This window comes from Deinococcus frigens DSM 12807, assembly GCF_000701425.1.
In the GTDB taxonomy this organism is placed as follows: Bacteria; Deinococcota; Deinococci; order Deinococcales; family Deinococcaceae; genus Deinococcus; species Deinococcus frigens.
On the sequence record NZ_JNIW01000041.1, the window covers coordinates 13294 to 32944 of the forward strand.

General features: G+C 67.1%; 23 protein-coding genes. 11 read left to right on the forward strand and 12 right to left on the reverse strand.

Going from position 1 to position 19651, the window contains the following annotated elements; translation table 11 throughout:
• Window positions 1-7: 7 nt before the first annotated feature.
• Together Q322_RS0113605 and Q322_RS0113610 are read left to right on the forward strand one after the other, a co-directional pair.
• Window positions 8-2020, forward strand: a complete 2013-nt coding sequence (locus tag Q322_RS0113605; protein WP_415831229.1) for a phosphodiester glycosidase family protein — start codon at window positions 8-10, stop codon at window positions 2018-2020.
• Between the two features lie 136 nt (window positions 2021-2156).
• Window positions 2157-3392: a S8 family peptidase gene (locus Q322_RS0113610; protein WP_029478460.1), complete on the forward strand. Its 1236-nt coding sequence runs from the start codon at window positions 2157-2159 to the stop codon at window positions 3390-3392.
• 30 nt (window positions 3393-3422) lie between these two features.
• Here the strand turns inward: Q322_RS0113610 and Q322_RS0113615 are convergent, their stop codons facing one another.
• The 7 genes from Q322_RS0113615 to Q322_RS0113645 all read right to left on the reverse strand — a co-directional run bounded on the left by Q322_RS0113615 (window position 3423) and on the right by Q322_RS0113645 (window position 8051).
• Complete coding sequence (locus tag Q322_RS0113615; protein WP_029478461.1) at window positions 3423-3965, reverse strand: 3'-5' exonuclease; 543 nt, start codon at window positions 3963-3965, stop codon at window positions 3423-3425.
• Window positions 3966-4074: 109 nt separating this feature from the next.
• Window positions 4075-4977, reverse strand: coding sequence for a UV DNA damage repair endonuclease UvsE (uvsE, locus tag Q322_RS0113620; protein WP_034418616.1), 903 nt, complete (start codon window positions 4975-4977; stop codon window positions 4075-4077).
• Window positions 4974-5153 carry a DUF2256 domain-containing protein gene (locus Q322_RS22555; protein WP_029478463.1) on the reverse strand — a complete coding sequence of 60 codons (180 nt, stop codon included), beginning with the start codon at window positions 5151-5153 and terminating at the stop codon, window positions 4974-4976. Before Q322_RS22555 ends, uvsE begins: the two co-directional genes overlap by 4 nt.
• Window positions 5143-5640, reverse strand: a complete 498-nt coding sequence (locus Q322_RS0113630) for a gluconokinase (protein WP_029478464.1) — start codon at window positions 5638-5640, stop codon at window positions 5143-5145. The genes Q322_RS22555 and Q322_RS0113630 overlap by 11 nt, the downstream gene beginning before the upstream one ends.
• Window positions 5637-5771, reverse strand: coding sequence for a hypothetical protein (locus Q322_RS24820; protein ID WP_281173651.1), 135 nt, complete (start codon window positions 5769-5771; stop codon window positions 5637-5639). Before Q322_RS24820 ends, Q322_RS0113630 begins: the two co-directional genes overlap by 4 nt.
• A 58-nt stretch (window positions 5772-5829) precedes the next feature.
• Window positions 5830-7068, reverse strand: a complete 1239-nt coding sequence (locus Q322_RS0113640) for a TCR/Tet family MFS transporter (RefSeq protein ID WP_029478465.1) — start codon at window positions 7066-7068, stop codon at window positions 5830-5832.
• Between the two features lie 362 nt (window positions 7069-7430).
• Entirely contained in the window at window positions 7431-8051 is a 621-nt protein-coding gene (locus Q322_RS0113645) for a nitroreductase family protein (protein ID WP_029478466.1), read from the reverse strand.
• Between the two features lie 88 nt (window positions 8052-8139).
• Here Q322_RS0113645 and Q322_RS21055 point away from each other — a divergent pair, with 88 nt between their 5' ends.
• From Q322_RS21055 to Q322_RS0113675, 6 genes are all read left to right on the forward strand, one after another.
• Complete coding sequence (locus Q322_RS21055; RefSeq protein ID WP_051668583.1) at window positions 8140-8526, forward strand: winged helix-turn-helix transcriptional regulator; 387 nt, start codon at window positions 8140-8142, stop codon at window positions 8524-8526.
• 31 nt (window positions 8527-8557) lie between these two features.
• Window positions 8558-8809: a hypothetical protein gene (locus tag Q322_RS0113655; protein ID WP_245593259.1), complete on the forward strand. Its 252-nt coding sequence runs from the start codon at window positions 8558-8560 to the stop codon at window positions 8807-8809.
• 42 nt (window positions 8810-8851) lie between these two features.
• On the forward strand, window positions 8852-9439 hold the full coding sequence (locus tag Q322_RS0113660) for a hypothetical protein (protein WP_029478469.1): 588 nt from the start codon (window positions 8852-8854) through the stop codon (window positions 9437-9439).
• Between the two features lie 456 nt (window positions 9440-9895).
• Window positions 9896-10867, forward strand: coding sequence for an aldo/keto reductase (locus tag Q322_RS0113665; protein ID WP_029478470.1), 972 nt, complete (start codon window positions 9896-9898; stop codon window positions 10865-10867).
• Window positions 10864-11781 (forward strand): NAD-dependent epimerase/dehydratase family protein, encoded by a 918-nt coding sequence (locus tag Q322_RS0113670; RefSeq protein WP_245593260.1) that lies wholly within the window; start codon window positions 10864-10866, stop codon window positions 11779-11781. Before Q322_RS0113665 ends, Q322_RS0113670 begins: the two co-directional genes overlap by 4 nt.
• Entirely contained in the window at window positions 11778-12770 is a 993-nt protein-coding gene (locus Q322_RS0113675; protein WP_029478472.1) for an SDR family oxidoreductase, read from the forward strand. Before Q322_RS0113670 ends, Q322_RS0113675 begins: the two co-directional genes overlap by 4 nt.
• 165 nt (window positions 12771-12935) lie before the next feature.
• On the opposite strand, the gene Q322_RS0113680 is transcribed toward Q322_RS0113675, so the two are convergent.
• The 5 genes from Q322_RS0113680 to Q322_RS23430 form a co-directional block, all read right to left on the reverse strand.
• A complete protein-coding gene (locus tag Q322_RS0113680) occupies window positions 12936-13409 on the reverse strand; it encodes a hypothetical protein (RefSeq protein ID WP_029478473.1) in 474 nt (157 codons plus the stop codon).
• 175 nt (window positions 13410-13584) lie between these two features.
• Complete coding sequence (locus Q322_RS0113685) at window positions 13585-14259, reverse strand: DUF2270 domain-containing protein (RefSeq protein ID WP_029478474.1); 675 nt, start codon at window positions 14257-14259, stop codon at window positions 13585-13587.
• 82 nt (window positions 14260-14341) lie between these two features.
• The gene (locus tag Q322_RS0113690; RefSeq protein WP_029478475.1) at window positions 14342-15532 is read right to left on the reverse strand and encodes a low temperature requirement protein A; all 1191 of its coding nucleotides are present in this window, start codon (window positions 15530-15532) and stop codon (window positions 14342-14344) included.
• 64 nt (window positions 15533-15596) lie between these two features.
• Window positions 15597-16256: an MBL fold metallo-hydrolase gene (locus Q322_RS0113695; RefSeq protein ID WP_029478476.1), complete on the reverse strand. Its 660-nt coding sequence runs from the start codon at window positions 16254-16256 to the stop codon at window positions 15597-15599.
• Window positions 16257-16470: 214 nt separating this feature from the next.
• Window positions 16471-16695, reverse strand: a complete 225-nt coding sequence (locus Q322_RS23430) for a hypothetical protein (RefSeq protein ID WP_156953051.1) — start codon at window positions 16693-16695, stop codon at window positions 16471-16473.
• A 61-nt stretch (window positions 16696-16756) separates the two neighbouring features.
• Here Q322_RS23430 and Q322_RS0113700 point away from each other — a divergent pair, with 61 nt between their 5' ends.
• From Q322_RS0113700 to Q322_RS0113710, 3 genes are all read left to right on the forward strand, one after another.
• Window positions 16757-17848 carry a sensor histidine kinase gene (locus Q322_RS0113700; RefSeq protein ID WP_415831358.1) on the forward strand — a complete coding sequence of 364 codons (1092 nt, stop codon included), beginning with the start codon at window positions 16757-16759 and terminating at the stop codon, window positions 17846-17848.
• Entirely contained in the window at window positions 17845-18429 is a 585-nt protein-coding gene (locus Q322_RS0113705; RefSeq protein WP_029478478.1) for a response regulator transcription factor, read from the forward strand. The genes Q322_RS0113700 and Q322_RS0113705 overlap by 4 nt, the downstream gene beginning before the upstream one ends.
• A 260-nt stretch (window positions 18430-18689) precedes the next feature.
• Window positions 18690-19310 carry a hypothetical protein gene (locus Q322_RS0113710; protein ID WP_029478479.1) on the forward strand — a complete coding sequence of 207 codons (621 nt, stop codon included), beginning with the start codon at window positions 18690-18692 and terminating at the stop codon, window positions 19308-19310.
• The last annotated feature ends 341 nt before the right edge of the window (window positions 19311-19651 follow it).

Sequence of the window (19651 nt, forward strand, 5' to 3'; positions counted from 1 at the left end):
CCGCCGCGTGAAGTTCGGGCAGAACATGGGGAACAAAAGGCGGGCGCGGACCCTGGGCTTATGGTTGCTGACCGGGGCGGGCCTGCTGGCCGGAAAGGCGGAGGCGCGGCCTACGGCCATCGGCGGCGTCCGGCAGAGTGCCGGGGTGGATTCCAGGCTGCTGGGCGGCACCGAGATGCTGGCGGTGTGGACCCTGCCGCGGCTGGGCGTGTCGGTCCGCAACGATCCGCTGGACCTGCGCCTCCTGCTGGGACGGCGGGAACTGCGTTACGCGCCGGGCCAGGGCTGGCGGGCGCTGGGCTTCACGCTATCCGGGCCACTCTCCGCCCCCGCAACCGAGGGCGGCAGCCTGCATGTGCCGCTGCGGGCGCTGGAGCTGCTGGGCGTGCGGGTGCTGACCAGCACACCCGCTCTGCTGGGATTTGCCACACCGGCCAGCGTGCCGACGGTGACACTGCCGCCCTCGGAGGAGAGCGCCGCAGCCCCGAACTCCACAGCCCCGAACTCCACAGCTCCTAACGCGGCGCTCTCCCCTGCTGCCACCCCCGCACAGCCGCCGACGCCCTCCCCAGCGTCTGCCCCAGCAGCGCCGCCACTGACGCCGGTTGCTCCGCTGGCCGCGCCCGCCGCGCTGCCTACCCTTCAACCCATCCCGACGCTGCCCGCGCCGACGCCTCCGCCGCTGATTCCCAGCCTGAGCGTGTCACGCGTGGCGAATCTGGACACCGTGCGCGTCAGCCGGACGCTGTACCGCACGGTGGAGGTGCAGCGGGTGGTGCTGGACCTGAGCGCCCCGGCCCCGCAGGTGGTCTCGCGCGAGGCGGGCGGGCTGGGCGTGTTCCTGCCGGGCGTGAGCGTCACGGGCAGCCAGCAGACGCTGCCGGGCGGCGACACCCTGACGCTGGCCCAGACCGGGGAGGGCGCAGCGGTGCGGCTGACCACCGGCGGCGGGCGCAGCGAGATCTTCACGCTGGAGGACCCCTTCCGGGTGGTGATCGACACCACCACCTATACCGATTCCAGCGTGCCGCCGCCGATCAACCCCGACGCCCTGCCTGCCGGGGTGAGCTACCGCAACAAGGGGGTGCTGCACCTGCTCAGCTTCGATCCGGCGCTGTTCCAGCCGCGCGTGGTCAGCGCGCCGCTGGGGCGGTCCCTGGCGGTGCTGGACCTGGTGAAATCGGTGGGCGGGGTAGCCGGAATCAACGGCGGGTACTTCGATCCGGCCAGCAGCCTGCCGGTGGATCTGGTGGCGGTGGGCGGCCTGATGACGGCGGCCAGCCTGGAAAAACGCGCCACCGTGGGCTTCACAGCGGGGGGCGAGGCGCTGTTCGGCTACCCGCGCCCGCGCTACGTGCTCAGCGGGCCGTTCGGCAGCGTGACCGTGAACAGCGTGCGCGCCGCGCCCAACGCCGCGCTGCTGACCGCCTTCGTGGGCGACGGCAGAACGTCGGTGGGCGGCACTGGCCTGACCACCCTGCTGGTGGCTCTGGGCAGCGCCACTGTCACGCGCGCCCTGACCGGGCAGTTCACCGCGCCCGCCCGCACGCTGGCCTTCACCTTCGATCCGGCGCGTTTCCCAGCGTTGCCCGGTGCGGCGGGCGCGGCCCTGAGCGTCACGCTGAACTGGCAGGCCAGCGACGCCCCGTGGGAGAACGCCGTGGACGCCCTGAGCGCCGGGCCGCTGCTGGTGCAGGGCGGCAAAGTCGCCATCAACCCAGCGCGCGAGGGCTTCAACACCGCCGCCAACATCTGGCGGCCCACCCGGCAATCCGCGCTGGGCACGCTGGGCGGCCAGCCCACCATCGCCTATTTCGAGTACGGCACCCCCGAGGCGTTTGCCGCCGCCCTAGCCGGGGCTGGCGTGCGCGACGCCGTGCGGATGGACAGCGGCAGCAGCGCCACCGCTTACCTCCAGGGCGGCTACGCAGGCCTGGGCGCGTACCTGAACACCGTCTGGAGCCGCCCGGTGCCAAACGCGATTGTGTTCGTGCCGCGCGGGGTGGCGGGACAGAAGTGAGTGAAACTGAGCGTCTGATCTGTCCACTGGCTTCGCCATCAACAGAATCCCTGTCCTCAATCAGCTCATGACAGAATCTGGTTTCTAGGTCTAAAATGAAGGTCAGGCCGCGTTGCGCAGGTCCGGGGGGCCAGGCATGAAAAAAGACCGCTTCATCGTGTTGCGACAGAACATCAGCCATCAGGGCAGCGTCCGGGCCGAGGAGAACAGCGCACTTCCGCCGCGTGCCGGCGCGCGGGCCGGAGCGTCCGCCGCGCCCCGGATGACCCTGGGAGTAGAAACGCTCGATCACCGCGAGTTGCCCGAGCTGCTTCGGGAACAAGGCGTGCATCTGGCCGCACCCAGCATTCCCATGCGCCTGATTCGCCCGGTGCGCCGCTCGGAGGCCAGCAGCACGGCGACGGGTCCCACCTGGGGCGTGCAGGCCGTGAAAGCCGACACCAGCCCGCAGAACGGCAAAGGGGTCACGGTGGCCATTCTGGATACCGGCATCGACCCAGAGCATCCGGCCTTCGCGGGCGTGAATCTGGTGCGGCGCGACTTCACGCTGGAGAGCGGTGATGCTGAGGGCGGCGTGGACGCCCAAGGCCACGGCACCCACTGCGCCGGAACCATTTTCGGACGCGACGTTGCGGGCCAGCGCATCGGCGTGGCCCCCGGCGTGGAACGCGCGCTGATCGGGCGGGTGCTGGGCGCGGACGGCAGCGGCAGCAGCGAGGGCATTGCGCGGGCGCTGGCCTGGGCCGTGCAGGAGGGCGCGCATGTGGTCAGCATGTCGCTGGGCATGGACTTTCCGGGCCTGGTGGCCGAACTGGTCAGGCGCGGACTGCCCGCCGAACTGGCCACCTCGCAGGCGCTGCTGGATTACCGCGCCAACCTGGACCTGTTCGGCGCGCTGGCCGCCTACGCCCGCAGCTACGGCGGCGACACCACGCCCACGCTGCTGATCGCCGCCTCCGGCAACGAGAGCCGCCGTCAGCAAAGCCCCGACTGGGAGGTGGGAGTCGCGCCCCCGGCCACTTCGGACGGCTTCATCTCGGTGGCGGCGGTGGGGCTGGGGAAGGACAAGGCACCAGGTCAGGGGTTAACCGTCGCGCCGTTTTCCAATACGGGCGCAACCCTCAGCGGCCCCGGCGTAAATGTCACCTCGGCCAAACTGGGCGGCGGGCTAGTCCAGTACAGCGGCACCAGCATGGCGGCGCCGCATGTGGCCGGGGTGGCGGCGCTGTGGTTCCAGTCGCTGATCGAGTCGGGCGATCTGACCCGCAACACGGTGGAAACTGCATTGAAAGGCAGCGCCACCCGCAAGCCGCTGATCGCGGGCGTGGACAGGCTGGACGTGGGGCTGGGACTGGTGCTGGCCCCGCAGTAGGCCAGAAGGGGGCGCAGGTTTCCCTCTGCCCTACGCCTCCACCCGCAACAGTTCCAGCAGCCGCAGATACGCCTGCGCCGTCACCTGCACGTCGCCGTAACTGCGGTGACGTCCGCCGGGGGCGAAGTTCAGGCCCAATCTCTCGGCCAGCACGCTCAGGTTGTGGGCGCGTTCACGGGGAAAGGCGCGGCGCGAGAGCTGCACGGTGCAGTGTTCCGCCGCCGGTTTCCAGACCAGGCCATGACGCCTGGCGTTGGCGCGCATGAAGCCGCTGTCGAAGCCGATGTTGTGCGCCACCACCGCCGAATCGCCCACGAACTCCAGAAATTCGGGCAGCACCTCGGTCATGCTGGGGGCGTGGCGGACCATCTCGTTGCTGATGCCGTGAATCCGCTCCACGCGCCAGGGAATCAGCAGCGGCTGGCCGAATTCACCCACCGGACGCACCAGCGTCTCGTATTTCTGCGCTTCCTCGATGCGGCCATCCACCACCCGCACCGCGCCGATTTCCACCACCGCGTCCCGTTCCGGCGAGAGGCCCGTGGTTTCCAGATCGAAGACGACGACGTTCACGCCGCGTAGGCTAGCGCGTCAGGTGGCTGCGCCGTCAAAGAGTCAGACCGCCGAGCAGTCAGACGGTTCAGCCGCCACGAATGACGCGCTGCCTTTTACGGTTAGACGGTCAGGCCTTCAGACGGTCTGCCAGCTCCCCCACCGCCTGCTCTTTCCCCTTGGCCTCCACCTCGATCCACCCCACATCGGCGAAGGCGGCGGGCAGGTGCGTGATCAGGTGGCTGTGGCGGCGGTCCTGCGGCCCCTCGATGCCGTTGGACAGGTGGACCACCTGCCAGTCGGGCGGGGTCCAGGTGGCGCGTGCTTTAAGCACCCACTCGCGCACGGCGGGGTCGTCCTGATCGGAGAGTTTGCCGTGAATAACGTGGTGGTGGCCATCGTAGACCAGCGGCACGCCCGCCCCTTCGCAGACCGGCAGCAAGTCGGCGGGGCCGTAAGCGTACTCGTCGTTTTCCAGGCCCAGGCGCAGGCGGGCGGCGTCGGGCAGGTCGGGAATGACCGCCTGCAACTCGGCGGCGCGGCCCCCCTTGCCGCCGTGCAGCAGCAGCAAATTCCAGGGGCTGCGCTCCAGGCCCAGACCGTCCATCACGCGGGCGTGCGAGTTCAGGGCGTGGACGCTGCGGACGCGCACGTCGGGGCTGTCGCTGTTCAGGACGACGAACTGTTCGGGGTGCATCAGCACGCGAATGCCGCGCTCGACAAAGGCCGCGCCCGCCCGCCGCAACTGGGCAGACAGCGAGGTCAGCACGGCGTCGCCGGTGTCGTCGCCGATCAGGTCCAGCATGGGAAAGAGGCTGGCGCTCATGCGGTACAGCCGGATGCCGCGCGCCGCGCAGAAGTCGGCGGCCCCGCGCAATCTGGCGATGTTGTCGGTATACAGGTCCAGCAGCTTGGCCTCGCGCCCTTCCGGCGACAGCGCCCGGTAGCGGCTGAGGGTCACGGTGCGGAAGCGGACCTCCGGCCCCACGGTCATGCAGACCAGGCCGTAAGCAGGACGGGGAATCTGGGTCACGACACCCCCTTCGCCGCCGCCCGACACCGATCCGAACAGTATTTGACGCTGTCCCAGTCGCGCTCCCATTTCTTGCGCCAGGCAAAGGGCAAGCCGCACACCGGGCAGATCTTGCTGGGGCGCTCCGAGGGTTTGCGGCCTCCGCCGAACGCCTTTTTGGCGGCCTTAGCGGGCATGGGAAATCCCCAGGGCCGACAGCGTGAGCCGTGCTAGTTGGGTGGGCGAATCCTGCGGCGTGACGTGCAGGGTCAGCACGTCGGCCTCGTTGCGGGCGGGCGGCTCCAGCGTCTGCAACTGCGAGGGCAGCAGATCGGCGTGGGCGTAATGTCCATCACGCTCGCTCAGGCGCGCGAGCAGCAGTCCCGGCGGCACGTCCAGAAAGATGAACCGCGTCTCTGGCACGCGCAGCACGTCGCGGTGGCTGTGGCACAACGAGGAACAGGCTACGATCATCTGTGGGTGGGCCAGCAGCTCAGACCGCAGGCGCAGCAGCCAGGGCTGGCGGTCCCCGTCGCTGAGGCCCAGCCCGGCGGCCATCTTTGCCCGCGCCCCCGGCGTATGGAAGTCGTCGCCGTCCAGAAACGGCCAGCCGGTGCGGGCGGCCAGCGCCTGGCCCAGCGTGGTCTTGCCGCTGCCGGACACGCCCATCAGGATCAGTCTCATCTCAGTGTCCGCCGCATCTCAATGTCCACTGCGGTCCAGTCCAGTTTCACCCAGCCCAGTTCCACCACTTCCAGCCACATAGCGGCCAGTCTGTCGCAGCCGGGCCGCCCGTACACAAGAGCGGTGGGCATGCTCCCTTCATGCGCGGCAGGAGACATTGAGGGCTGGGAGGTGAGCGCCCACACAGGCTCAGTCCCCCACGCCGCCCAGCACTGGCTCCTCCGGCGTGCGGCGCAGCACCGTCCAGATCATGAACAGGCCCGCCAGCGAGAACGCGGCCCCCATGACGAAGGCCGCCCCCGGCACGCGCATGGACGCGCCGCCGCCGTTGAAGTAGGCGAAGACGGCGGTGGCGACAACCGGCCCCACCACGCCCACCAGACTGCCCAGGCTGGTGATCGCGCCCTGCACGCGGCCCTGCTCGGTCTCGCTGACCTGGCGGCTGATCAGGCCCTGGATGGCGGGCTGTGCCAGGCCCCCGCCCGCGCCCACCACCAGCGAGGCGTACAGCACCGGCGAACTGCGCGCCACGCTCAGGATCAGGAATTCGGCGGTGGACAGCGCCAGGCCCAGCAGGATGGTCCGCCGCTCGCCCAGTTTCCTGATCGCTATGCCGATCAGTCCGCCCTGCACCACCGCCGTCAGCAGGCCGAAGAAGGCCAGCGCCACGCCGTTTTGCAGCGGGGTCCAGCTCAGCACGCCCTCGGTGTACAGCACCCAGGTGCTGAAGATGACCTGCCCGGCCAGCCCCAGCAGCACGAAGGTCAGCGCCAGGCTCCGCAGCAGCGCGTAATCGCCCAGCGCCTTTAATGGCGTGAAGGGATTCAGGTCGCGGCGGTTGAGCTTCTTGCCCCGCGCCGAGGCGGGCAGCGATTCGGGCAGCACGAAGAAGCCGTACAGCAGGTTCAGGCCGCTTAAAGCCGCCGCCGCCAGGAACGGCACCCGCAACCCGTACTCGCCCAGCAGGCCGCCCAGCGCGGGTCCCAGGATGAAGCCCACGCCAAAGGTGGCCCCCAGCAGACCAAAATTCTTGGCGCGGTCAGCGGGCGGCGTCACGTCGGCGATGTAGGCGTTCGCCACCGTCAGGCTGGCCCCGGTGACCCCGGCGATCAGGCGGCCAATCAGCAGCCACCACAGGCTGGGCGCAAAGTACAGCAGCAGGTAATCCAGCGACACGCCCAGCAGGCTCAGCAGCAGCACGGGCCGCCGCCCATAGCGGTCACTCAGGGTGCCCAGGATCGGCGCGAAGATGAACTGCATCACCGCGTAGGCCGCCGTCAGCAACCCGATGTCGCGCGCCCCCGCCGCCTCGGACCCGGCCAGTTGCTTGACCAGCCCCGGCAGAACCGGAATGATCAGCCCGATGCCCATGATGTCGATCAGTGCGGTGATGAGAATAAAGATCAGGGCGGCGGGGCGCTTGGACATGACGGACCTACTTTAGCGGCAAGGGACAGGGCGGAAGATTGAGACGGCAGGACGCCAAAAGTGTTTCGCCGTAAATGTAATTCTTTGAATAAATTACGTCAACAGGCAAAGAGGCGGATGCATTTGAGCCGCCGTGTCGAGCGAAGCCGGGGCGTCTCCAGGATTGCGGCGAGACCCCTGTGGCTGCCCTCAGGGTGACCGTTCTCTTGAGACAGCCGCTGTCAGCCAGCGTTAAATCCAGCGCATAGAAACCGCCCCTACTGTGGAGGGCGGCCACCGAAACTCAGGGCTTCTACGATGCAAAAGCCGCAGAGCTATTTGGAGAATCCTACTGTGGAGGGCGGCCACCGAAACTCAGGGCTTCAGTAGAACGTGGTGACCCGCTCGACGTCGTGGCGGTGGTGCGGGAAACCGTCCTCGGCACGCTTGCCGATAGGCAGCAGTCCGGCAAACTGGACATGCTCGGGCAGCTTCAGCAACTCGCGCACCTTGTCGGGCTGGAAGCCCAGCATGGGCACGGTGTCGTAGCCCAGGCCGCGCGCCGCCAGCATCAGGAAGCCGAAGGCGATGTTGGCCTGCGACAGACCCCACTGGCCGCGCTGCGCCACGTCCTGGCCGCCGAAAGCGCCATTAAAGGTCTTGCGCTGTCCGGCGCGGCCCTCCTCCCCCATGCCGGGATGGGCGGTGTCTTCCACAGTGTCCAGGGTGTCTTCCATGTCGCTGTAGACCACGATCACGGCGGGCGCGCTGCCGATCTGGGGCTGGCCGTAGGCGGCTGCCTGCAACTGCTCCTTGACCTCGGGGTTCTGAACCACGGCGAAGCGCCAGGTCTGGGCGTTCCAGGCGCTGGGAGCCAGGCTAGCCAGACGCAGGATTTCGCGCAGATCGTCCGCGTTCATGGGTTGCTGCACGAACTTGCGGATGCTGTGGCGGGTTTCGATGGCGTCGGTCACGGTCAGGGGTCTGGTAGCAGTAGCAGTCATGGGCGTAACGTTACGCCCACTGATTTAAAAAGTCAAGCGGTGTAATCCTTTCCTTAATTGGTTTTGCGTTTAGGTGTAGAATCCTAGCATGAACACGGAACTCCCCTCTCCCGGACCCTCTGCCGCAGCAGAGCGGGGCTTTTGCCCGGTCTACCGGGCCATCGGCGTGTTGCAGGAAAAGTGGGTGCTGCACATCGTCCGCTCGCTGCTGGACGGCGAGAAGGGCTTCAACGAGCTGGCCCGTGCGGTGGGCGGCTGCAACAGTGCCACGCTGACCCAGCGCCTGGAACACCTGGAGACGCTGAGCGTGATCAGCAAGCGCACCGAGGATACCCACGGCAAGTTGGCGCGCAGCGTGTATACCCTGACCCCCGCCGGACGCGAACTCCAGAGCGTGATCACCGCCATCGACACCTGGGGCCGCGCCCACCTGCGCGAGGGTCAGGTCAGCGTGGTGGGCGCACAGGGCTGTTAGGATCAGGGTTGCTGAGGTCAGGGGTGTTGAGGTGTGGGCCGCCGTCCTGATTTTCATTGCGCTGCCGGTGGCGCTGATTATGCTGGCGTTCAGGCTCAAGCCGCTGATGGATACAGACCGGACGTGCGGCGATGCACTGGGCGGCATGCGCGCGGCGGGCGGGATGTTCGGCAGTCACGGCCTCGCGCCCGACGAGCGCGCCATACGGGAGGACACTGAGGCCATAAGGGAGGACACTGAGGCAGTGGGCCTCAAGCTGGAGGATGTGACCCCACGTAAGTAAAACCTCAATCCGCTGTCAGCCCGGCTGCCCTAAGCTGAGCGCATGAGCCTTAAGGACAACTTCACGGCAGACGAGTGGTTCAAGGTGATGACCGGCCCCGGACGGGCAGGGGCGGCGGTGGTGGCGGCCAGCCCCAGCGGCGTGACCGGCCTGCTGGCCGAGGCCGGGGCGATTGCCGCCGCCGTGCGCGAGAGCGTGAGCAGAGACAGCCGCACCCCACTGATGGAGGCGATGGCCGCCGAACTGCTGGGTCAGCCAGCCAAAGCGCCGGAGCAGGAACGCGCCCGCAACGTGGAAGACGTGAAAACCCAGAGCCTGGAGGGCGTGCGTCAGGCCGTGTGGCTGGTAAATGCCAAGACCAGCCCGGAAGACGCCGCTGCCTACCGCGAGATGCTCATGCTGGTGGCGCAGCGCACCGCCGAGGCCGCCAAGGAAGGCGGGTTCCTGGGCATCGGCGGCGAACAAGTCAACGACAAGGAGCGCGCCGTGATCGAGGAACTGCGCCAGATGCTCGGGGACAGCCAAATGCTCGGGGACAGCGGAGCGGGCGTGATCAGGCATGAAACGCCGCCTGGAACGCCGAACGCGCGCCCGGAGCCGGGGCCGGACGGTTCGGGGAACAGCGACTGATATGGACTCCGATATAGACCGTTTGCAAAAACGGTTTGATCCGAGCGGATGCGAGTAGGAGAGAAAAGGATTCCAGGCGTGGAGTTGACAAATCGGAGCTTTCCCAATGTGTTGACGAAACAGACGGAATCCGTATGAGACTGGGGTAAACGACAGGCGGCCTCCGAGAATGGACTGGCCGCCTGTTTGCTTTTCGGGTTTCATGGTTGGGGATCACGGTCTGACCCCTCCGCTTCGCAGCCTTGCAAGCCCGCCCCCAGAAGGCAAGCAGGGAGGTTGGGGACTGCCCCAGCCAGTCGCGTTGTCCGACTCCCTTTTATGGAGAGCTGGCGGCGAGGCAGGCTGAGGGGTTTGCCTCTTCACCTCTGCCAAAACCATGAAGGCCACGCCAGGGTGACGCCGCCGCACCTGAGGGTGTAGCGTCGGAACAGAGCAAAATTCAGGGAGGCGTCAATTATGGACTACCGTCATCTGGGCCGCACCGGCCTACAAGTCAGCCCGCTGTGCCTGGGGACCATGAACTTCGGCCCCGAAACAACTGAGCAGGACAGCCACAGGATCATGGACACGGCGCTGGGTCAGGGCGTCAATTTCTTCGACACCGCCAACGTGTATGGCCGCCAGCCCGGCGAGGGCGTGACCGAGCAGATCGTGGGCCGCTGGCTGGAGAGCAACCCTGGCAACCGTGACCGCATCGTGCTGGCCACCAAGGTCTACGGCAAGATGGGCGACGGTCCCAACGATCAGAAACTCTCGGCGTACCACATCCGTAAGGCGTGCGAGGACAGCCTGCGCCGCCTCAAGACCGATCACATCGATCTGTACCAGATGCACCACATCGACCGGGCCACGCCCTGGGAAGAGGTCTGGCAGGCGATGGAGGGGTTGGTGCGCGAGGGCAAGGTGCTGTACGTGGGCAGCAGCAACTTCGCGGGCTGGAATATCGCGCAGGCCAACACGCTGGCCGCCCAGCGCCACTTCATGGGCCTGGTGTCCGAGCAGAGCCTGTATAACCTGGCCGCGCGCACCATCGAGCTGGAGGTCATTCCGGCGTGTCAGGCGCTGGGGCTGGGCCTGATTCCCTGGAGTCCGCTGGGCGGCGGCCTGCTGGGCGGGGCGCTGCAAAAAGCCAGTGAGGGCCGCCGCGCCAGCGAGAATATGCAACAGCAGATCGACAAACACCGCCCCCAACTGGAACAGTACGAGGCGCTGTGTGGGGAGCTGGGCGAGTCCCCGGCGGACGTGGCGCTGGCCTGGCTGCTGCACCAGCCCGCCGTGACTGCCCCGATCATCGGGCCGCGCACCGCAGAGCAACTGGACGGCGCATTGAAAGCCCTAAACATCGAGCTGACAGACGAGACCCTGAAAAAGCTGGACGACATCTGGCCCGGCCCCGGCGGACAGGCCCCGGAAGCCTACGCGTGGTGAAGGCTGGCTCCCAGACCGCTCCGGCAGGGCCAGTGGTGCTGACCGGTGCGGCGGGCCGGGCCGGACGCGCCGCCCTGCCGCACCTGCTGGAACACGGTTATGAGGTCATTGCCGTGGACACCCAGCCCATCCCCAGGCCAGACGGAAAATTTTCGGGCGTTTTAAAGGATGCTCTGCGGGCCGATCTGACCGATCTGGGCCAGACGCTGGAGGTCATGCACGGCGCGGGCAGCGTGGTTCATCTGGCCAATATTCCCGCGCCTGGCCTCCAGGCCCCGCACCACACCTTCGTGCAGAACGTGACCATGAACCACAGCGTCTTCACGGCGGCCACCCTGCTCGGTCTGGGCCGGGTGGTCTGGGCGTCCAGTGAGACGACGCTGGGCCTGCCGTTCGACGTGCCGCCCCAGTACGCCCCGGTGGACGAGGCGCACTATCCGCATCCCGAGTCGTCCTACGCCCTGAGCAAGGTGGTCACCGAGACGATGGCGCAGGATTTTGCGCGCCGTTCGGGCATTCCCTTCGTGGCCGTGCGCTTTTCAAACATCCTGGGGCCGGAGGAATATCGCCGTTTTCCGGAGCTGGCCTGGCCCGATCCGCACGCGCGCAAATGGAACCTGTGGGGCTACATCGACGGGCGCGACGCCGCGCTGGCCTGCCGTCTGGCCCTGACCGCGCCGCTCCAGGGGGCCAGCAGCTTCATCATCGCCGCCGCCGACACCGTGATGCCGGTGGCCTCGCGCACGCTGATGAAGCGGGTTTTTCCAGGGGTTCCCCTGCAAGAATCGCTGGACGGTTTCCAGACCCTCCTGAGCATCGACGCTGCCCGGCAGCACCTCGGCTTCGAGCCTCAGCACACCTGGCGAGACACGCTGGACGATCAGGGCGACGAACTGGGACAGAAGCAGCCATGAAAGTCCTGTTCATCGGCGGCACGGGCATCATCAGCTCGGCGTGTTCGGCGCTGGCGCTGGCACAGGGCATGGAGTTGTACCTGCTCAACCGGGGCGAATCCTCCCGACCCGTGCCAGACGGCGCGAAGGTCCTGCGCGGCGACATCCGCGATCCGGGCAGCGTGCGGCAGGCGCTGGGCGAGCTGGACTTTGACGTGGTGGTGGACTGGGTGGCCTTTACCCCCGAACACATCGAAACCGATCTGGAACTGTTCGCGGGCCGCACCCGACAGTATGTCTTCATCAGCTCGGCCTCGGCCTATCAGAAGCCGCTGGGGCACCTGCCGATCACCGAATCCACGCCGCTGCACAACCCGTTCTGGCAGTACTCGCGCGACAAGATCGCCTGTGAAGACCGCCTGACGCGCGCCTACCGCGAGGAGGGGTTTCCCATGACCATCGTGCGGCCCTCGCACACCTATGACCGCACACTGCTGCCGATGGACGGCGGCTGGACGGTGGTGGACCGCATGCGCCGGGGCAAGCCGGTGATCGTCCACGGCGACGGGACCTCCCTGTGGACGCTGACCCACCACCGCGATTTCGCCGTGGGCTTTGTGGGGCTGCTGGGCCGCCCGGCGGTGATCGGCGAGGCGGTGCAGATCACCGGCGACGAGTGGCTGACCTGGAACCAGATTTTTGAGCATGTGGCGCACGCGGCGGGAACAAAAGCCCAGATTGTGCATGTGCCGTCCGAGGTGATCGCTGCCTTCGCCCCCGGCTGGGGCGCGGGCCTGCTGGGCGACAAGGCCCACAACGCCGTCTTCGACAACACCAAGATCAAGCGTCTGGTGCCAGAGTTCCGGGCCACCATTCCGTTTGCGCGCGGCGTGCAGGAGGTGCTGGCGTGGTACGACGCGGACCCGGCGCGGCAGGTGGTGGACGCGGAGCTGGACCGTCTGATGGATGAGATCATCGGGCAGCTTCAGGGTGTGAGGCCGGGCGGGTAGCAGACGATCATCCTACCGAGTGTCGCGGCACCGTCGGTCGGGCAGGACTGCGATTTCCCCCTGCGAACCGGGTCAGGAGAAACCTCAAGCAAGCGACGCGCGCAACCTCCCAGCCGCCCAGCAGAGGCACCCGTAAAGTCCGCTTTGCGCGGGGGACCGCTTCCCTTACGGCGTCGTTGGCGCGGGAACGGCGGCAGGTGTCGCCGCCGGAGACGCGCCCGCCACCAGATTCCAGTCCACGGTGTAGCCCAGCAGTTCGCGGCCCAGCAGCACGGTTCGCAGCACGCCGCTGATCTTGGTGCCGGTCAGGGTGGCGTGCAGGTTGCCCCGGTGCTTTTCGCCGTTCTCAAACAGGGTCAGTTCCAGTGCGCCGCCCGTGGCGTTGCGCTTAAAGGTGCCGCTGGCTGCATAAGCCTTGCGGCTTTCCAGATTGGTAATGACCCCGGTGGCGCGGCCCTCGCGCTCCTGCACGGTCAGGGTCAGGCGGTACGGCACGCGGCCCGTGCCACCCACGCCGATGCCCTCGTAGGTGCCGTTCACGGCGCGTTCCAGCGGGGTCAGCGGGCTGATGTAGGCCCCGAAGGCGCAACCGCTGAGAACGGGGGGCAACAGCAGCAGGGCGGCGGCAAGGGAGCGCATGGCACAGAGCGTAACGAGGTCTCATGAAGCGCGTCTGATGGGGGTGGTGCCGGGGCAGCAGGATTGAAATAAGTCGCCGCAACTTGCCTGTTTTACGGCTTGTCTGGTGGCCCCCCCGCCTCCAGAGCTGCCCCAGTCCCAGCCTCCCCACAAGGAAGGAAAGCAGGCCTTCGCTTCAGCCCTCTTCTAATGGATACGTGCGGGCGGCGCGCAGGGCCAGCCAGATCAGGTAGGCGTAGAACACGAAGACGATGGCAAAGACCACCCAGCCGGGAAAATTGCCGATGTCGGCCAGGGCAAAGGCGTCGGGAAAGGTCAGGACGTAGCCCTTGGGCTGGCCCAGGTCCAGCTTGGCCAGCCAGGCCAGCAGCACCGCCGCGTAGATCCACAGATAGTTGCGCCCCAGCCGCCAGCCCAGCGCGTCGTTGCGGCTCATCGGGCTGCGCGGCTTGCCCAGTTCGGCCAGCAGGAGCTGGTGCCAGCCGGGGTCCACCCTGTCGCCCAGCATGGCCGGGTAAAAAAAGCGCTCCATGATCCGCACGCGGTGGTGGGCGATCTCGTAGGTGCGGAAGCGGCGGGCTTCCAGGCGCAGGAAAAAGTAGTTCATGAACATGGCGAACAGAAAGGTGGCATGGCTGTTGCTCAGGTCTCCCAGGGCAAAGGAGGCCAGGCCCGCGCTGGTCACCACGGACCAGTTGGTGGTCATGTCCAGCCGCTGCCGCCACGCGGTCATCTTGCCGACCTCGGCGCGGTACAGGTGGATCAAGGCGTTGGCAGTGTTGGTGCTGTAGCTGACTTCCGTCAGGCCCGCCGAAAGAACAGCCCCCGCCCCGCCGCCTACCCCCGGCATCAGCCATTGCCCCGAATCATGGTGCCCAGCGTAGCGCGTCCAGGCGAATTTCTGACCACCTTGCCTCCCATGTCTGTCCGGCTCAATGCACGTCCACCCGTCCAGCATTGCTGCTGGCAAACCACGCACGCACGCCCAGACCCGCGTGGAGCAGATGCAGGCCGATCAACACGGCCATCAGCCCGGTCAACGGCAGCGCCAGCAGGGGAAGCAGCAGGGCCACCGCCGCCGTCCCCAGCCGCAGCGCGATCAACAGGCGCGGCGGGATCATCGGCGGTTTTTCCGGCTCCAGCCCGGTTTCAATCACGGCGCAGGCCAGATAGAACAGCGCAAAGCCCCCGGCCATCAGCCAGCGCACCGCCGCCAGGTTCAGGTCTTCTTCCAGCGCCACGCCGTGTTCCACCATCGCCCCGATCACGGTGATGCCGATGACCAGCGGCAGGTGGCCGTAGGTCCAGCGCAGAAAACCCCAGCGGTCCAGGCTGTCGGGTTCGCGCCGCCCCAGGTAGTCGAACCACACCCACCACAGCCCAAAGCCCAGCGTGAAGCCCAGAATGAAGCGCCACACCACCGCCAGGTTCAGGCCATCCAGATCGGCCAGCCCGTTCAGGACGCCCACCAGGGTTTCACCCAGCACGATGATCACGAACAGGCCGAAGCGCTCCGGCAACTTGCGGACCCTGGCCCTGAAAACCTCGCGCTGCGCCTGCAAGGTCAGGATCGGGGTCAGCAGTTCAATCAGCAGGCCCGCAGCTTTCAGGGCGTAAGCCAGCGGCCCCACCAGAAACGCGGCGACAACCCACAGCACGATGCTGAGGGCGAAGCCCCGCACATACACGTCGGTCACGGGCCGCACCTGTGGATTGTGCCGCCCCGCGCGCCACCACATGAAGGTGATCAGCACCCGCGCCGCCGCGTAGGACAGCGCAAAGCCGGTGGCCGTCTTGCTCAGGCCGTATTCGGCGGTGACCGCCATGCCCGCCACCGGCAGCATTTGCAGGAAGGTGAAGGCGCGGAAGCTGAGGTCATAGGTTTCGAAACGTTCGTTGTAGTACGCGATGCTCAGCCAGACCCACCACACCGGGATGAACAGCAGGACGAAGTCCAGAAACGCCTGCGGGCTGGGGTGCGCCGCCAGACGATGCGCCAGCCGCGAGATCACCACCACGAAGATCAGGTCATAAAACAGCTCCAGAAAGGTGACCTTGCCGTTGTCGTCGCCCGGCTGGTGAAGCTGCGGCTTTTGCCACCACAGGCGGAAATTGGAGAACATGAAGGTAGCGTAAAGCATGGGCGCGGCCTGTCCCATCTGCCGCGCGACACTCGGTGCGTCAGGGTCAGCGCAGAAAGGGATTGCCCCGGCGTTCCGCCCCGATGGTGGTGGCCCCGCCGTGGCCGGAATAGACGGCGGTGGCGTCGGGCAAGGTCAGCAGTTCACGCGTGATGCCCGCCATCAGTTCAGGGTGGCTGCCGCCCGGCAGATCGGTGCGCCCGATGCCTCCCTGGAACAGCGTGTCCCCGGCCACCACCATGCCGTCCCCGCTGTCCGTCCCGGCCAGGAACACCACATGCCCCGGCGCGTGGCCCGGCAACTCGCGGGCGGTCAGGGTCAGGTCGCCCGCCGCGAATGTCTGATTCTGCGTGATCTCGTGGTCCGGGGCGTCCGGCTGAATAAAGGGCAGGTTCCAGCGTCCCGCCGACGCCGCGCCCATGCGGTAGATCGGCAGATCGGCGGGATGCAGATAAACCGGCACACGGAGCGCCTCTCGCACGGGCTGCACGGCCCCGATGTGATCGAAATGCGCGTGGGTGAGCAGAATGCCGCGTACCGTCACGCCCGCGACGCGTACCAGGGCCAGAATCCGGTCCGCATCGTCGCCAGGATCGAAGAGGAAGCCCTCGCCCTGTGCGCCCGCCACCAGCACGGCGTTTTCCTGCAAGGGGCCGGTGGGCAGGGACCACACGCGAACGGGACCATGTTGGACAGGTTGAATCATGGGCGCAGTTTAGGGCCAGCGGCGGCAGCCAGAGCTAAGGCAAGGTCAGGATCAGGGGGGCGGGAGTGCGGTGCGGTGGCGGGCGAAAAGATAACCCCTCAGTCTGCTTCGCAGCCAGCTCCCCTCAAGGGGAGCCAAGAGTGGCTGTCAATCTTGCCACGCAGAAAACAACTTGCCTCCCCTTGAGGGGAAGTCCCCCGAAGGGGGGGAGGGGTCAAACCGTGGTAGCCACCCCAGAACTAAACTTCGACACCCATCCCCGTCCCAGGGGCCGCACCGCGTCCGCCGTCGTAACTTCCGCCACGTTCAGGCCCGCTGGCAGGCCCGGCCCCACCATCGCCCCGGCCCGCGCTTCCGCCGCTGCCAGGCATTCCGCAGGAGATTTCTTGCCCGACAGCGTATCGCGGCGGGCAGTGGCCCGGACGGCGGCGCACTGCACCCCCAACCCTCCCCCCACCCCGTGAGGGTTCTGTCAGACCCCCCCCCATAAGCTGAGTTTCGTGAGTGGCCGCCTGATCTCTGAACTTCCCGAACAGGATCTGGCTGGGCGGCGCAGGGCCGGGCGCAACACCCTGCGGACCCAGTTCGCGCTGGTGATCTTTCTGCTGGCCTTCCTGCCCAATCTAGTCCTCACGCTGACCGCCCAGCCCAACCTCCCGGCGGGCGCACTGCTGGGGTGGATGCTGCTGGTGGGCGTGCTGTGCGGCATGGTGGGTTATGTCCTCAGCGGCGCGCTGCTGCGGCCCCTCAGCCGCCTTCAGGCCGAGGTGGAAGGCGGCGAACTGACACCACACACCGACGATCCGGCGGAAATCCTGCTGCTGCGCCGCGCCTTCTCGGATCTGCTGGGCCGCCTGGGCACCGAACAGACGCGCCGCAACGCCTTCATGGCGACGCTGGTGCATGACCTGAAAACCCCGCTGATCGCCGCCGGACACCTCACGCACGCCCTGGTGAATCTGCCACTGCCCGAAGCCGAACGCCGGGAGGTGGGCACGCAGATGGGGGCCGAGACCGCCCGCCTGCTGGCGCTGGTGCAGCAGATGGCCGACGCCCACCGCTTCGAGCGCGAGGACGTGATGGTCCAGACCGTTCCCACCGATCTGCGCGCCCTGCTCGACGACGTGGCCCGGCGTGTCCAGCCACAGGCCGGGTGCGGGGGCCTGACCCTGAGCGTGGAGGGACACGGCTACGCCCTGGCCGACGCCCCGGTGCTGGAACGGGCCGTGACCAACCTGACCGAGAATGCCATCCGCTACGCCCACTCACGCGTGGAACTGCATATCACGCCAGACGGACTGGTGGTGGCCGACGACGGCCCCGGCCTGGGCGGCTCGCTGGCCCAACTGGCACAGCCGTTTACCTCGCAGCCCACCACCATCGCCGGACAGCAGTACACCGCCGGAACCGCCGGACTCGGCCTGTTCATCGCCCGCCGGATTGCCGAGGCGCACGGCGGAGAGCTGCGCTACGCCCACCGACCCTACCCGCTGCCTGACCCCGACACCGCTATTTCCAACTCCGCCCCTCCTCCTCCCACGTCCACCCTGCCCACCGTCTTCACGCTCACTCTCCCGGAGATCACCCCATGAAACTTGTTATTGCCGACGATCACCCGCTGTTCCGTATGGGCCTCAAGTACGCCCTGATGCATCAGGGGTTCGACGTGGTGGCCGAGGCCGCCGATGGTCTGAGCGCCCTGGACGCCTGCCGCAGCCTGCAACCCGACGCCGCCCTGCTGGACATCAAGATGCCCGGCATGACCGGCATCGAGGTCTGCGAACGCCTGCGTATGACCCATCCCCAGGTCGTCAGCGTGCTGATCACCACCTTCGCCGAACCCGCCATCGTGCAGGCGGCCCGCACCGCCGGGGCACGCGGCTACGTCAGCAAGGAAACGGACCCCGAGAGCCTGGCCCGCCAACTGCGCGACATCGTGGCCCACCCCGAAATTGACCGCCTGCCGCAGGTGGACGTACCCCGCCTGACCCCCCGCGAATCCGAGGTGCTGCCGCTGCTGGCCCAGGGCTACAGCAACAAGGAGATCGCCAAGAATCTGGGCGTCAGCCCCGATACGGTCAAGGACCACCTGGCCCGGTTGTACGCCAAGCTGGACGCCGGGGACCGCACCCAGGCCGTCAGCCGCGCCCGCTCGATTGGCCTGCTGCACTGAGAGAACACAGGATCTTTTGCTGGGGAGGTGACCTGCGGGCTGTCTCCCCTTTCCTTGCGACGCTTGACGCGCGACAGGAAATTTGCTTTACCAGACGGGAGCTGTTGCCCCTTTCTTCCTTGCGGGGCAGGCTGTGCAGGAGGTCAACGGCGCTCCCGTTTCAGAGCACCAAACTGAACCAACAGCCGCACTTTGCTGAGACACCAGGTCAAAACACCATTCAAGACAGCCCGCGCCATACCATCCGTTACCCTGCTCCTATGCTAAAAGCCACCCTGATCCGCGCCCTCGCGCTGGCCCTCACCGCCGCCACCTTCGCCCGCGCCCAGACCACGCCAGCGGATTCCGGCACGCCCATTTTCGTTCAGCCGCCGCAGCAGCAGACGCAGGAACTGGTACCGAGCACACCGCAGACGCTCTGGCCTCAGCCCGCACCGGAACAGTTTACCGTCTGGGGCGGCTTGTCCAGCGAGGTCCTGATTCTGCCGGAACTATTCGCGGCGGTCAGTGCACCCGTGCTGAACGTGGGCCAGACCAGACTGAACCTGCGGGCCGGGATGGAAGTGTTCTACGGCCTGATTGCCCTGAACGCAGAGGCGCTGATCGGCGGCAATGGCGGCGGCCTGTACGGTGGCCCCAGCACGGCGCTGATGCTGGGCGCGAACAGTGGCTGGGCGGCGGGCGGCGTCCTGGGCTACCGCAGTCGCCCCAGCCAGAGCCGTCTGGGCTTTTTCGCAGAGAGCAAACTGCGCTACCTGGTTCTGCGGAACGTCACGCCGATTTCCTCGCCGCTGCTCCTGCCCGGCCAGACCCCTTCCGCCCCAGCCGATCTCCGGTTGCTGTCGCCTGGGCTGCGGCTGGGGGTGACATACCGCTTCTGAGCGTGTCTGTCTAAGCGTGTCTGAGCGTCGGAAAGTTTGAAGGTCTGAATGCGGGGGCTGACCTTATCTCCGTCGTTCGGACCTTCACACGGTGAGAGCATTTGTCCGAATTACGGCATCGGGAAAAGAGACTCCCACTGCTTACATGCTCCCAAATACTCGGCCAAATTCACTTATACGGATTCCGATTAAACAGTTTATAATAGAGGGATGAAACCTGCACTCCTCACTCGTCCCCTCGCACATCAAGCGGCTGACTTCTGGCAGCTCTTCGAGACCAGTACCTGTGCCGTCCAGCGGCGCAGAGCGCAATTCTTTGCGCTCCTGGCAGAACGTCGTCC